The 14,555-nt window shown below is 40.7% G+C and carries 14 protein-coding genes; 13 read left to right on the forward strand and 1 reads right to left on the reverse strand.

Annotated elements, in window-relative coordinates:
* Positions 1-29: 29 nt before the first annotated feature.
* The 5 genes from dnaK (at position 30) to mtaB (ending at position 6,305) form a co-directional block, all read left to right on the forward strand.
* Positions 30-1,862: a molecular chaperone DnaK gene (dnaK, locus tag H0185_RS05815; protein ID WP_221872112.1), complete on the forward strand. Its 1,833-nt coding sequence runs from the start codon at positions 30-32 to the stop codon at positions 1,860-1,862.
* A gap of 169 nt (positions 1,863-2,031) precedes the next feature.
* Positions 2,032-3,159: a molecular chaperone DnaJ gene (dnaJ, locus tag H0185_RS05820; RefSeq protein ID WP_221872115.1), complete on the forward strand. Its 1,128-nt coding sequence runs from the start codon at positions 2,032-2,034 to the stop codon at positions 3,157-3,159.
* A gap of 18 nt (positions 3,160-3,177) precedes the next feature.
* Positions 3,178-4,113, forward strand: a complete 936-nt coding sequence (gene prmA, locus H0185_RS05825) for a 50S ribosomal protein L11 methyltransferase (RefSeq protein WP_221872117.1) — start codon at positions 3,178-3,180, stop codon at positions 4,111-4,113.
* A 90-nt stretch (positions 4,114-4,203) separates the two neighbouring features.
* A complete protein-coding gene (locus tag H0185_RS05830; RefSeq protein ID WP_221872119.1) occupies positions 4,204-4,953 on the forward strand; it encodes a 16S rRNA (uracil(1498)-N(3))-methyltransferase in 750 nt (249 codons plus the stop codon).
* A gap of 5 nt (positions 4,954-4,958) precedes the next feature.
* Positions 4,959-6,305, forward strand: coding sequence for a tRNA (N(6)-L-threonylcarbamoyladenosine(37)-C(2))-methylthiotransferase MtaB (mtaB, locus tag H0185_RS05835; protein WP_221872121.1), 1,347 nt, complete (start codon positions 4,959-4,961; stop codon positions 6,303-6,305).
* 805 nt (positions 6,306-7,110) lie between these two features.
* Here the strand turns inward: mtaB and H0185_RS05840 are convergent.
* The gene (locus H0185_RS05840) at positions 7,111-8,043 is read right to left on the reverse strand and encodes a Na/Pi symporter (RefSeq protein WP_221872123.1); all 933 of its coding nucleotides are present in this window, start codon (positions 8,041-8,043) and stop codon (positions 7,111-7,113) included.
* A gap of 203 nt (positions 8,044-8,246) precedes the next feature.
* Here H0185_RS05840 and rpsU point away from each other — a divergent pair, with 203 nt between their 5' ends.
* The 8 genes from rpsU (at position 8,247) to H0185_RS05880 (ending at position 14,554) form a co-directional block, all read left to right on the forward strand.
* Positions 8,247-8,420, forward strand: coding sequence for a 30S ribosomal protein S21 (rpsU, locus tag H0185_RS05845; RefSeq protein ID WP_090741070.1), 174 nt, complete (start codon positions 8,247-8,249; stop codon positions 8,418-8,420).
* A gap of 16 nt (positions 8,421-8,436) precedes the next feature.
* Positions 8,437-8,883 (forward strand): GatB/YqeY domain-containing protein, encoded by a 447-nt coding sequence (locus H0185_RS05850; RefSeq protein WP_221872125.1) that lies wholly within the window; start codon positions 8,437-8,439, stop codon positions 8,881-8,883.
* Between the two features lie 251 nt (positions 8,884-9,134).
* On the forward strand, positions 9,135-10,451 hold the full coding sequence (locus tag H0185_RS05855; protein WP_425515812.1) for an NfeD family protein: 1,317 nt from the start codon (positions 9,135-9,137) through the stop codon (positions 10,449-10,451).
* Between the two features lie 23 nt (positions 10,452-10,474).
* A complete protein-coding gene (gene floA / locus H0185_RS05860) occupies positions 10,475-11,476 on the forward strand; it encodes a flotillin-like protein FloA (RefSeq protein WP_221872126.1) in 1,002 nt (333 codons plus the stop codon).
* Between the two features lie 30 nt (positions 11,477-11,506).
* Complete coding sequence (locus H0185_RS05865) at positions 11,507-12,004, forward strand: hypothetical protein (protein ID WP_221872128.1); 498 nt, start codon at positions 11,507-11,509, stop codon at positions 12,002-12,004.
* A gap of 92 nt (positions 12,005-12,096) precedes the next feature.
* Positions 12,097-12,381 (forward strand): sporulation protein YqfC, encoded by a 285-nt coding sequence (yqfC, locus tag H0185_RS05870; RefSeq protein WP_221872130.1) that lies wholly within the window; start codon positions 12,097-12,099, stop codon positions 12,379-12,381.
* 15 nt (positions 12,382-12,396) lie between these two features.
* Entirely contained in the window at positions 12,397-13,626 is a 1,230-nt protein-coding gene (gene yqfD, locus H0185_RS05875; protein WP_221872132.1) for a sporulation protein YqfD, read from the forward strand.
* Positions 13,586-14,554, forward strand: a complete 969-nt coding sequence (locus H0185_RS05880) for a PhoH family protein (protein ID WP_221872134.1) — start codon at positions 13,586-13,588, stop codon at positions 14,552-14,554. The genes yqfD and H0185_RS05880 overlap by 41 nt, the downstream gene beginning before the upstream one ends.
* The last annotated feature ends 1 nt before the right edge of the window (position 14,555 follow it).

Raw genomic sequence — 14,555 nt, forward strand, 5'->3', positions numbered from 1 at the left:
TTACATATTATGTGGGGAGGTAAATTTCCATGAGCAAAGTTATTGGAATTGATTTAGGGACAACAAACTCTTGTGTGGCCGTTTTAGAAGGCGGTGAAGCAAAAGTCATCCCGAACCCGGAGGGAAATAGAACAACACCATCGGTCGTAGCGTTTAAAAACGGAGAGCGTCAAGTTGGTGAGGTGGCGAAACGCCAAAGCATTACGAACCCAAATACAATTATGTCTGTAAAACGTCATATGGGAACATCCCATACTGAAGAGGTCGAAGGTAAGAAGTATACACCACAAGAAGTTTCAGCTATTATTCTTCAATACTTAAAATCCTATGCTGAAGACTATCTTGGCGAGCCTGTTACAAAAGCGGTTGTTACCGTTCCAGCTTATTTTAATGATGCTGAACGTCAAGCAACTAAAGATGCTGGAAAAATTGCTGGTCTAGAAGTTGAACGGATCATTAATGAGCCAACTGCTGCGGCTCTTGCTTACGGTATGGATAAAACGGAAGAAGATCAAACCATCCTTGTTTATGACCTTGGTGGCGGAACGTTTGACGTTTCTATTCTTGAACTTGGCGATGGAGTATTCGAGGTAAAATCTACTGCTGGAGATAACCGTCTTGGTGGTGACGATTTTGACCAAGTCATTATTGATTATTTAGTGGCTGAGTTTAAAAAAGAAAACGGCATTGACCTTTCTAAAGACAAAATGGCTGGTCAGCGTTTAAAGGATGCGGCTGAAAAGGCGAAAAAAGACCTTTCTGGTGTAACTTCTACACAAATTTCATTGCCATTCATCACTGCCGGAGAAGCTGGTCCGCTTCACTTAGAAGTGACCTTAACTCGTGCGAAATTTGATGAACTTTCTTCAAGTCTTGTAGAACGTACAATGGGACCAACTCGTCAAGCACTGAAAGATGCTGGTTTAAGTGCATCTGAAATTGACAAGGTTATTCTTGTTGGTGGATCTACTCGTATTCCTGCTGTCCAGGAAGCAATTAAGAAAGAAACTGGTAAAGAGCCTCATAGAGGAGTAAACCCAGATGAAGTTGTTGCAATGGGTGCTGCGATCCAGGGTGGTGTTATTACTGGAGATGTTAAGGATGTTGTGTTGCTTGATGTTACACCACTTTCTCTTGGTATCGAAACGATGGGTAGCGTATTTACGAAGCTAATTGAACGTAATACAACTATTCCAACTTCTAAATCGCAGGTATTCTCAACTGCTGCAGATAACCAAACAGCTGTAGACATTCATGTTCTACAAGGTGAACGTCCAATGGCTGCTGATAATAAAACTTTAGGTCGTTTCCAATTGACTGATATCCCACCAGCACCACGTGGTGTACCACAAATTGAAGTGAGTTTTGATATTGATAAAAACGGAATCGTTAATGTTCGTGCGAAAGACCTTGGAACAAATAAAGAACAGGCGATTACAATCAAATCTTCTACTGGTCTCTCAGATGAAGAGATTGACAAAATGGTAAGAGAAGCTGAAGAAAATGCTGAAGCGGATAAAAAACGTAAGGAAGAAGTTGACCTTCGCAACGAAGCAGACCAGCTAGTGTTTACGACTGAAAAGACTCTTAAGGATCTTGAAGGTAAAGTAGATGAGGCAGAAGTTACCAAAGCGAATGAAGCGAAGGATGAACTAAAAGCCGCTATTGAGAAAAATGAACTTGAAGAAATTCGTGCGAAGAAGGATGCATTGCAGGAAATCGTTCAGGCTCTTACAACTAAGCTTTATGAACAAGCTGCACAACAAGCTCAGGCAGCTCAGGGTGCTGAAGGTCAAACTGGCTCAGCCAAGGATGACAACGTTGTGGATGCTGAATTCGAAGAAGTAGACGATAAAAAGTAAGCATCGTTACACCTAAAGTCAAAGTCAGGTCTTTCTTGGCTTTGGCTTTTTATTTGATTATGAAGGCCCGCCAGGCTTATAGGTAGCAATAGCGGTTTTTAAATATTGCACTCTTTGAGCTGTGAATGGTAAAATTACCTTTATGTGAAAAGAATCGGGAGTGTTAAAAATGAGTAAACGGGATTACTACGAGGTTCTTGGTGTCAGCAAAGGGGCATCCAAGGACGAAATTAAAAAAGCCTATCGAAAATTATCAAAAAAATATCATCCAGATATCAATAAAGAGCCAGATGCCGATGAAAAGTTTAAGGAAGTAAAAGAAGCCTATGAAGTACTAAGTGATGACCAGAAGAAAGCTCACTACGATCAGTTTGGTCATACTGATCCTAACCAAGGTTTCGGTGGTGGAGATTTTGGTGGCGGCTTCGGCGGGTTCGAGGATATTTTCAATTCCTTCTTTGGCGGCGGTGGCGGTGGAAGAAGGAGAGATCCAAATGCACCAAGACAAGGTGCAGACCTCCAGTTTTCAATGACTCTTTCTTTTGATGAAGCGGTATTCGGAAAAGAAACGGATATTGAAATTCCACGTGAAGAAACTTGTGATACGTGTAAAGGCTCAGGTGCAAAACCTGGTACTAAGGTAGATACATGTAGCCATTGTAAAGGTACAGGTGAATTAAACGTTCAGCAAAACACTCCATTTGGTAGGATTGTGAATCGTAGGGTTTGTTCATACTGTAGTGGAACAGGTAAGGAAATCAAAGAAAAATGCCGGACATGTTCAGGTTCTGGTAAGGTGAAAAACCGCCATAAGATCCATGTTAAAATTCCTGCTGGTGTAGATGATGGTCAACAACTACGAGTAGCTGGCAAGGGTGAACCAGGAGTAAATGGTGGACCTGCAGGGGACTTATACATTGTATTCCATGTCCGTTCTCATGAATTCTTTGAACGCGATGGGGACGATATCTACTGCGAAATGCCAATTACCTTTGTACAGTCTGCACTTGGGGATGAAATCGAGGTACCTACTGTCCATGGCAAGGTGAAATTGAAGGTTCCAGCTGGAACACAAACTGGTACAAGGTTCCGCTTAAAAGGCAAGGGTGTGCCGAATGTTAGAGGCTATGGAACAGGTGATCAGCATATCATCGTGAAAGTTGTAACGCCAACGAAACTTTCAGATAAACAAAAGCAACTTCTTAGAGAATTTGCTGATATAAGCGGTCAATCTCCACTAGGAGAGCATGAAGAAGGCTTTTTTGCTAAAGTAAAACGAGCTTTTAAGGGTGAATAATAAAGGAGCGGGATTTTAATGAAGTGGTCTGAAATCGGCATTTTAACAACAAATGAAGCGATTGAACCAATCTCTAATATATTGCATGAGGCAGGTGCTAGCGGGGTTGTCATAGAAGACCCATTTGATCTTGTTAAAGAGAGGGAAGACCAGTTCGGAGAAATCTACCAGCTCGATCCTCAAGATTACCCAGATGAAGGGGTCATTGTAAAAGCCTATCTACCTGTAAATAGCTTTCTAGGAGAAACGGTAGAAGAAATTAAAGTAGCGATTAATAATCTCATTCTTTACAATATTGATATTGGGTTGAATAAAGTGACCTTAAGTGAGGTTCGTGAAGAAGAATGGGCGACAGCTTGGAAACAATATTATCATCCAGTGAAAATTTCTGATAAGTTCACAATCGTACCGACTTGGGAAGACTATACTCCGGTTCATAGTGATGAGTTAATCATTGAACTTGATCCAGGGATGGCTTTTGGTACGGGAACGCATCCAACGACTGTGCTTTGTATTCAGTCACTAGAACGGACTGTTAGCCCCGGAGACCGCATCGTGGATGTTGGTACAGGCTCTGGAGTCCTAAGCATTGCAGCAGCAAAACTAGGAGCGACAAAAATTGAGGCACTAGATTTAGATGAGGTAGCTGTAAATGTGGCTAGATCAAATATAAAGCTAAATAAGGTCGATGAGGTGGTAAAGGTTCGTCAAAACAATCTTCTTGATGGTGTTGAAGGAGAGACAGATATTATCGTTGCAAATATCCTAGCTGAGGTTATTCTTAGGTTTGTAGATGACGCTCATCGCCTTGTGAAAAAGGATGGATATTTCATTTCTTCGGGTATTATTCAGCAAAAGAAAGATGATGTAAAAGAAGCAATTCTTAAAGCGGGCTTTACAATCGAGGAAATTATCACAATGGAAGACTGGGTTTCAATCATCGCAAAGAAGTAAATGAGAAAAAAGGGGTTTTCCTTAATCCCCTTTTTTCTATTGGTAAAAATACTGATCAGGTTGATTTAAGCTAAAGGGAAGGTGCATCCTATGCAACGCTATTTTGTGAATGGACCCTCAGAAAATGAAAGGTTCTATATTGAAGGTGAGGATTATCATCATATTGTCAGGGTCATGCGCATGAAGCAAGGGGATCAAATTATTTGTGTTTCACCAAAGGGAGAAAGTGCACTTTGTGAAATTGCAGAAATTACCGGTGAACAAGCAGTAGCGGACATTGTACAATGGAATGTGGAATCCTCGGAACTTCCTGTTCACATTACGATAGCGAGCGGATTGCCCAAAGGGGATAAACTCGAGTTAATCATCCAAAAAGGGACGGAACTCGGAGCCTTTGGTTTTGTCCCTTTTGTTGCAGCTCGCTCTGTTGTCAAATGGGATGAAAAGAAAAGTAGCAAAAAAGTAGATCGCTGGCAAAAAATCTCCAAAGAAGCTGCTGAACAGTCACATCGTAGCACTATTCCAAAGGTTGCTCCCCCTATTCCCTTTTCTGAATTAGTAAAGGTAGCGGAGGGATACGACTATAAATTGATTGCTTATGAGGAAGATGCTAAGCAAGGTGAGACATCGGTGCTTTTTGAAGTATTTAATAAAATGCGACAAAATGAATCCCTAATTATCATTTTTGGTCCGGAGGGCGGACTAACAGAAAAGGAAGTAGCTATTCTCCAGGATAACGGTTTTCTTTCTTGTGGATTAGGACCAAGAATACTAAGGACAGAAACAGCGCCGCTCTATTTATTATCCGCTGCGTCCTACCATTTTGAATTAATGAGGTGAAGATTATGCCTACAGTTGCTTTCCATACACTTGGTTGTAAAGTAAATCATTATGAAACAGAGGCAATCTGGCAATTATTTAAGGAACAAAATTATGACCGTGTTGAATTTGAAGCAACAGCGGATGTTTATGTGATTAATACCTGTACAGTTACCAATACTGGTGACAAAAAGAGTAGACAGGTGATTCGTCGTGCAGTTCGTAAAAATCCAGATGCTGTTATTTGTGTGACTGGGTGTTATGCTCAAACATCTCCAGCTGAAATTATGGCTATTCCTGGTGTGGATATTGTTGTGGGTACACAGGATAGAGTAAAAATGCTTGAGTACATTGAGCAGTATAAACATGAGCGTGAGCCTATTAACGGTGTCCGTAATATTATGAAAAACCGTGTTTATGAGGAATTAGATGTTCCTGCGTTTACTGACCGTACAAGAGCTTCTCTTAAAATTCAAGAAGGCTGTAATAACTTCTGTACATTTTGTATTATTCCTTGGGCACGTGGCTTAATGAGATCTCGTGATCCACAAGAAGTCATTCACCAAGCACAACAGCTAGTAGATGCAGGTTATAAAGAAATCGTTCTAACGGGCATTCATACAGGTGGATACGGTGAGGATATGAAAGACTACAATCTTGCTAAACTTCTTGTAGATCTTGAAGCGAATGTCAAAGGTTTACAGCGCCTACGGATTTCTTCCATCGAGGCTAGTCAGATTTCGGATGAAGTGATTGAAGTCATTGCTAAATCGAATATTGTTGTGCGACATCTGCACATCCCAATTCAATCTGGATCTGATACGGTACTAAAAAGAATGCGTCGAAAATATACAATGGAGTTTTTCGGAGAGCGCATTAATCGCCTGAAGGAAGTGCTTCCTGGATTGGCAGTTACCTCTGATGTTATTGTCGGATTCCCTGGTGAAACGGAAGAAGAGTTTATGGAAACCTACAATTTTATTAAAGAACATAAATTCTCTGAGCTTCATGTTTTCCCATATTCAAAGCGTACAGGTACACCTGCTGCACGTATGGAAGATCAGGTGGATGAAGAGGTTAAAAATGAGCGTGTACACCGACTTATTGCTCTTTCCGACCAGTTAGCAAAAGAGTATGCTTCTCAATTTGAGAACGAAGTACTTGAGATTATTCCTGAAGAGGAATCCAAAGACAACGAAGGATATTTGGTTGGCTACACTGATAACTATCTTAAAGTCCTTCTTCCAGCAACTGAAGACTTAATTGGTAAGCTTGTGAAAGTGAAACTTACAAAAGTTGGTTATCCATATAATGAAGGCCAGTTTGTTCGTGTTCTAGATGAAGATACAGTTACTGAAAAAGCAGCGATATAAAGGGATAATAATCTGTGTTTACGGAATGTAATTCCAATCGTGTTTAAAAACTATTTAGTTTGAAGCCTAAATCATTCGTGATTTAGGTTTTTTTTATGTGGTTTTTTATCCGAAACGACGGAATTAAAAAAGTTTAATAAGCTGAAAGAGGAAATAAGTCCTTGACGCCTACTCAAGGACAAACCTTGGATGGAAGCAGAGCATTTTGTCCATGTGAGTAGTATCAAAGACAAGATTGGATGGAAGGAGAGTATTTTGTCTATGAGGGGCAGTCTCAAGGACAAAATAGGATGGAAGGAGAGTATTTTGTCTATGAGAGGCCGTTTCAAAGACAAAATCTGATAGAGGAAGAGCATTTTGTCTAAGAGAGACAGTCTCAAGGACAAAATTGGATGGAAGCAGAGTATTTTGTCTAAGAGAGACAGTCTCAAGAACAAAACAGGATGAAAGTAGAGTATTTTGTCTATGAGAGACAGTCTCAAGGATAAAATTGGATGGAAGCAGAGTATTTTGTCTAAGAGAGACAGTCTCAAGGACAAAACAGGGAAGGAAGTAGAGCATTTTGTCTAAGAGAGACAGTCTCAAGAACAAAACAGGATGGAAGGAGAGTATTTTGTCTATGAGAGTCAGTCTCAAGGACAAAACAGGATGGAAGGAGAGGTATTTTGTCTAAGAGAGGCAGTCTCAAAGATAAAACCTGGTGGAAAAAGAATAGTTGCCCATGAGTGATCTATCTCTACCTCATGGACAACCGTTTACAGGAAAGATTAACAGCCTCTCCTATCGACAATAAGCTACTCAGTCCTTATTGTAGTTTATTGCGCCCGTGAAGGAAGATAATCATTTTACCGAAACGCTCGGCAAATGGAAGAACAAGTAGTGACGAAATGACATTGTATAAAACGCTAGCATGTGCAAGTTGGACGTCCATTCGATCTGCAGTTAGAGGAGCTATTTTTGCATAATCATCAACCAGTGGGAAGAACACAAGCATGCCTGCAAAGTTCAGCCAAAAGTGAGCGTAAGCTGTTAGTCTTGCTTCTTTTCCTGCTCCTGCAGACGCTAATAGCGCGGTTGCGCAGGTACCGATGTTCGCGCCAAGCATTGCAGCGAGAGCAGCTGCAAATTCAATCGTCCCCTCTGAAAGAAACCCCATTAGGATTCCTGACATTGCTGTGCTCGATTGAATGATAGCCGTCAACACTGTACCAGCTGCTAGACTTACAAATAAATTAGTATTCATCTGATTTAAGGTATGTTCAATGACAGGTAGAGTCGTTAACGGGTCGGCTAAATATGAAAACCCACGCATGGCTGCGAATACTGACGCCATCCCAAAAAGGATTCTACCAATATTCTGATACCTTGAAGCCTTCGTTACCATCATAAACGCTCCGATAACCGCAAGCGGAACAATAAAAATATCAATATTAATTGTAATCATTTCTAGTGTGAATGTGGTTCCAATATTTGAACCTAGAATAATTCCGATTGATTGGCGGAAGGTTAAAATGCCTGCGCTGATCAATCCTATTGTGATCACCATTACAGCTGAACTGCTATGGAGAATAGCGGTAACAATTGCTCCTGCTATGAGTCCTTTCAAAGGTGTACCTGTCATCCTTACTATCCATATTTTCATTGAATCAGCGGAAAGACTAAATAGACCTTTTCGAAGGACCATCATCCCTAAAAGGAAGACAGCAACAAATAGAATAAACAAAGCTAAATAGACCATTGACCCCCACCCTTTCATTCTATATCTATGAAAACCAAGGATGGACATGTCTTATATTTTCGTTTATATGGACAATATCATTATTATTAAATATAAGCTTTAAATTCAGTTGACCTATCAACGCTGTTATATTATAATTGCAAAGTACATGGTATCCATGTGTTTTCATGTAAGTGTGTTGTGTTCGGAGGGAGGGAAAGAGAATGTCTAAAACTGTTGTTCGCAAAAACGAATCGCTTGAAGATGCTCTTCGACGCTTCAAAAAAACTGTATCGAAATCAGGTACAATTCAAGAAGCTAGAAAGCGCGAATTCTATGAAAAGCCTAGTGTAAAGCGTAAGAAAAAGTCTGAAGCTGCTAGAAAACGCAAGTTCTAAGAGAGGGTGGAATCATTTGAGTCTTCTCGAGCGTTTAAATAAAGATATAATCCAAGCGATGAAGAACAAGGAAAAAGACAAACTCACGACGTTTCGGATGATAAAGTCTTCCTTGCAAAACGAAGCAATTAAGCTCGGGAAGCAGGAGTTGTCCGAAGAGGAAGAGTTGACTGTACTTTCTCGCGAAATGAAACAACGCAAAGATTCCCTCCAGGAATTTGATAAAGCAGGTCGTGAAGACCTTGTTGAAAAATTGCGAATGGAACTATCCTATGTCAAAGCATATATGCCGAAGCAACTCAGTGAAGAAGAGTTGATGACTATAATTTCAGAGACTATCGCAGTGATTGGGGCATCGTCTAAAGCTGACATGGGCAAAGTGATGGCTGCTCTCATGCCTAAAGTTAAGGGTAAGGCAGATGGATCACTTGTAAATAAACTTGTACAACAACACCTTTCATAAAAAAATGAGCACTGGCCGTAAGCATTTTGCTTACGGCTTTAATTATGTTCATTATGTGGTACATAAAATGGATACGTATGGTACGATAAGACTATACATAGGATATATGGTTTTTTAAGTCATTAGCCCCGAATGGTCAAAAGAGTTCCTTTAAGCGATTTAGTGATAAAACTATTAAAGGAAATGAAACTATCAGGGTAGGATAAACGTATTACAGGAAGCCGCAAAAAAATTAGAAAGGGGGGTGGGATTTGAGAGCAAATCGGATTGTCATTTTGTTCCTTTTAGTAATGGGCTTTGTTTTTTCGCTTTTCCCTGTAGGGACGTCAGCACAAGGAGAAACCATTTATGTAGTACCGGTGGAAAAGACAGTAGAAAAAGGCTTATTTGCATTTTTAGAAAGAGCTGTTTCGGAAGCTGAAGCAGATGGTGCTTCGGCCATTATTTTTGACGTTAATACACCTGGTGGTGCTGTTGATGCGGCCGGGGAGATTGGAAAGTTGTTTACAACAACAGATATTCGGACCATAGCCTTTGTAAACAAACAAGCTTTATCTGCTGGAGCCTTTATTTCATTGAATGCTGATGAAATTTACATGGTGCCCGGAGCTGTAATGGGCTCTGCTGCGGTTATCGATCAAAGTGGAAATGCAGCTGATAAAAAAGCTCAGTCCTATTGGCTAGCTGCGATGAAAAGTGCTGCCGAAGAGTCTGGACGTGATCCGCTCTATGCTGAGGCAATGGCAAACGATGAAGTGGATTTGCCGGAGTATGGTGCGGGAAAAGGCGAGCTCTTGACGCTGACGACAGATCAGGCATTAGAGGTTGGCTACTCTGATGGTACCGTATCTAATTTAGATCATTTAATTGAAACACTAGGTTACCAGGATCCGGTCATAAAGAATGTTGAAGAGAGTTTTGCTGAAAAGCTAGCAAGATTTATTACGCATCCTGTTGTGGTCCCTATACTATTATCAATTGGTAGTCTAGGTCTAGTGCTTGAATTGTATTCTCCAGGATTTGGTATACCTGGGTTCATGGGAATTTCTTCATTACTTCTATTCTTTTATGGTCATTTAGTTGCTGGGTTAGCGGGATATGAGGCCATTATTCTGTTTGTCATTGGTCTCGGTTTAATTATCCTCGAGCTTTTTGTGCCAGGTGGAATCGCCGGGATTATTGGATTTATAGCCGTTATTGGTAGCTTCTTCTTGGCATCAGGAAATATTGTTCATATGGGAATATCCCTATTGATTGCTCTAATCCTTTCAGTTCTAGTATCTATCCTGATGGTAAAGGTGTTGGGGAAAAAAGTGAAATTCTTTAGAAAAATTATACTGACAGATTCAACCAGTACCGATAGTGGCTATGTGTCAAATAAAACACGAAACGATTTAGTTGGAGTAGAAGGCGTTACAATTACTGCTCTGAGACCTGCTGGTACAGTTAAGGTTGGAGACGAACGACTTGATGTTGTCAGTGAAGGTGGCTTTATCCAAAAGGATAAGAAAGTCAAAATTGTAAAAGCAGAAGGTTCGAGAATTGTGGTCCGAGAAATAATTGAGTAATACATCGATTGGAGGAAATAGTTATGGTATTTACTAGCGGTACAATTTTTGTACTAGTTGCAGTTGTAATAGGTTTAATACTGCTTAGCGTTTTATTTACTTTCGTACCAGTTATGCTATGGATTTCAGCATTAGCTGCTGGGGTAAAGGTAAGCATCTTTACATTGATTGGGATGAGATTACGTCGAGTTATCCCAAGTCGAGTGATTAATCCATTAATTAAGGCTCATAAAGCTGGGCTTGGAGTAACAACGAACCAGTTGGAGAGTCATTATCTTGCTGGGGGAAATGTAGACCGTGTCGTGAATGCGTTAATCGCTGCTCACCGTGCAAACATTGAACTCTCGTTTGAAAGAGCTGCTGCGATTGACCTAGCAGGGCGTGACGTGCTTGAAGCTGTCCAGATGAGTGTTAACCCTAAAGTAATTGAAACGCCGTTTATAGCCGGTGTTGCAATGGACGGGATTGAGGTAAAAGCGAAAGCCCGTATCACGGTACGAGCGAATATTGACCGCCTTGTCGGTGGTGCTGGTGAAGAGACCATTGTAGCCCGTGTCGGGGAAGGGATTGTCTCGACTATCGGTTCTTCAGATAATCACAAAAAAGTGTTGGAAAACCCAGATATGATTTCCCAGACAGTATTAGCTAAAGGGCTTGATGCTGGTACAGCATTTGAAATCCTCTCGATTGATATCGCCGATGTTGATATCGGTAAAAATATCGGTGCGGAATTGCAAACAGAACAAGCTGAGGCAGATAAGAAAATTGCTCAGGCTAAGGCCGAAGAACGTAGAGCAATGGCTGTAGCTCAAGAACAGGAAATGAAGGCTCGAGTTGAAGAAATGAGAGCAAAAGTGGTTGAATCAGAAGCAACTGTGCCATTGGCCATGGCTGAAGCGCTAAAATCGGGGAATATTGGTGTTATGGATTACATGAACATCCAAAATATTTCTGCTGATACTGATATGAGAGACTCATTTGGTAAGCTTTCAGGTGGAAAAAAAGACGATAAAAAGAATGACTAATGAATTCAGGATGTAAAGGAGGTACCTTAGATGGAATTCCTATTTGAAAACCCCCTCATCATCTTTGTCTTGATTGGAATTATCTCAAGCTTGTTTAAAAAGGTAAAAGGGGAACAAGAGCAGCAGCCTAAAAGGCCGGTGCGTCCTGAGCAACAAGGACCTACTTGGAATTCAGAGGGACAGATGCCTACGGAACCTCTTAAACCACTGAGGACCGAAACGTCCGAAGATGAACGGTTCGAAGAGAAGAAGGAATTTACCGGTGTACCGGAAAATCCGTTCTTGGATATCCAAAAGAAGTATGAGGAAAGACGCCGCGAGAATGAATACAAAAAGTCACCTCGATCCAACAATTTACAGAGTCGGTCGATAGCAACAACCACTTCATTGAAGAAGGATGAGTCACCAGAAGGAGTCTCATTAGACTTGAGCCCAGAGGCAGACCGGTTAATTGAAGGGATTGCTTGGGCGCAGGTTCTTGGGGAGCCTCGTTCACGGAATCCGCACCGGACGATGAGGCGTAAATAAATCGTTAATTAAAGCTCGACTAGGAAGTTAAAAAGAAGTGCTAGAACCCTTTTTCAGCTCATACATATGAGATGAAAGGGGGTTCTTTTTTTATGGCAAAAAAATGGAGCCAGCTTATACGAAATTGGATGAGCCAGACCATGGATCTTCCACCCGATGTCATGATGGATCTCCCCCGAATTACAATGGTTGGTCAAATCCATATCTATATTGAGAACCACCGTGGCTTACTTGCTTTCTCTGACAGGGAAGTTCGGCTGTTGCTTGAGCAAGGACAGCTTCTTGTTAAAGGGAAGGCGTTTGTAATAAAAACGATTTTGCCAGAAGAAATTTTACTTGAAGGAAAAATTGACCAGGTGATATATATCAATGAATGATTCAGGAGGAAATACATGAAAAATCAGTGGATAAACGGTTTGATTGGTATCGTCCGAGTAAAAGTAACTGGCAGAGGGGTAGAGCGGTTTTTAAACCAATTAACGAGAAATGAAATTCTTATCTGGAATGTAAAAAGGCACGGAACACAAGCCATTACCTTTCAAATAAGGTTAACCGATATAAAAAAGCTTCGTGGACCTGCCAGAGCAAGTGAGTGCAAAATTCGATTTATTGAGAGGGCGGGCGGCCCTTTCTTTTTACAGAGATTATGGACAAACAGTGGGTTTGTCATAGGGGCAGTTGCCTTTTTTGCACTGATTTTAATCTTATCAAATATGGTTTGGGGGATTGAAATAAAGGGGGCAAGCCCAGCTACTGAATATCAAATACGGAAGGAATTAGACGATATGGGGGTGAAAATTGGGACACCCCAATTTAAAGTGGATAATGTAGATGTTATTCAACGGGAACTAACTGATAAAGTAAAGGCTTTGACATGGGTAGGGGTGGAATTACAGGGGACAACCTATCATTTTCAGGTTGTTGAAAAAGCGGAGCCGGAGAAACCAGAGTTATATAGTGCACAGAATCTCGTCGCAACCAAGAAGGCTACAATCGTCAAAATGTTTGTTGAAGAAGGGGAGCAAGTTGTTGAGTTAAACGATAATGTAAAACCAGGACAGTTGCTTGTTTCTGGATTAATTGGGAAAGAGGATGAAAAACAGCCGGTTGCAGCAAGAGGTGAAATTCTTGGAGAAACCTGGTATAAATCTCAGGTTGAACTGCCGCTCAATTCAACCTTTCAAGTATTTAGTGGGGAAGAAAAACGAAAATACCACCTCAATATTGGGAGTGCTACTATTCCAGTTTGGGGATTCGGAGATCATCAATATAAAGAATTTGAACAGGAGACCAGAGATTATCGATTAAAATTGCTTAAATGGGAGCTTCCTGTGACCTTTAAAACTGATACCATACGCGAAAGGGAAGAGGTCAATCGGACTTATACCGAGAAGGAAGCAATTAAAAGAGCAACTGATTTGGCAAGAAAAGATATAAAAAACCAGTTACCTGAAGATGCTACTATAAAAGGGGAAGAAATTTTACATCAGTCAATAAAGAATGGTAAAGTAAAACTATCCATACTATTTCAAGTAATAGAAAATATCGCAGAAGGCCAACCAATAATCCAAGGAGACGAAGATGACTCAAGATTTGAAAACAATGGAAATCCAACTAGTTAATCATGAAGAAGCAATTGCATTGTTTGGAAACTCTGATGCCAACCTTAAAGCGGTGGAGAAAGAGTTAAGCATCTCAATTGTTACTAGAGGTGAATCAGTCAATCTTTCAGGTGATCCTGAGAAAGTTGAATTAGCACGGGTAATACTTGAAAAGCTGATTGCCGTCGTTAGGAAAGGAATTAATATCAGTGAAAGGGATGTCATCTATGCTATTCAACTAGCTGAAAAGGGCACCCTTGACTATTTTGAAGATCTCTATAATGAAGAAGTTGCGAAAAACTCCAAAGGGAAGCCGATTCGGGCTAAAACACTTGGACAAAGGTATTATATCAATGCGATTAAAAAGAATGACCTTGTTTTCGGTATTGGTCCTGCTGGGACCGGTAAAACCTATCTTGCAGTTGTCATGGCTGTAAGTGCGTTGAAAAATGGGAATGTAAACAAAATTATTTTAACGCGACCAGCTGTTGAGGCTGGGGAAAGTCTAGGTTTCCTTCCAGGAGATTTAAAGGAAAAGGTAGATCCTTATTTACGACCATTGTATGATGCCTTGCACGATATCCTAGGCATGGAACATACCCAACGCCTAATTGAACGTGGGACAATTGAAATTGCCCCGCTTGCGTACATGAGAGGAAGAACATTGGATGATGCTTTTGTTATTCTAGACGAAGCTCAGAATACGACACAAGCACAGATGAAGATGTTTCTTACGCGACTAGGTTTTGGATCTAAAATGGTTATTACGGGAGACCAAACTCAAATTGACCTACCAAGAGGGGTAAAGTCTGGACTGATTATGGCGGAAGCAATTCTCTCACAAGTAAAGGGAATTGAGTTTATTCATTTGGAACAAACAGATGTAGTGAGGCATCCGCTAGTAGCTCGAATTATTCGTGCCTACGAAAACAATGACGAACAGAAATAGT

The sequence above is a fragment of the Mesobacillus maritimus genome, from assembly GCF_019749255.1.
Lineage (GTDB): Bacteria > Bacillota > Bacilli > Bacillales > Cytobacillaceae > Mesobacillus_B > Mesobacillus_B maritimus_A.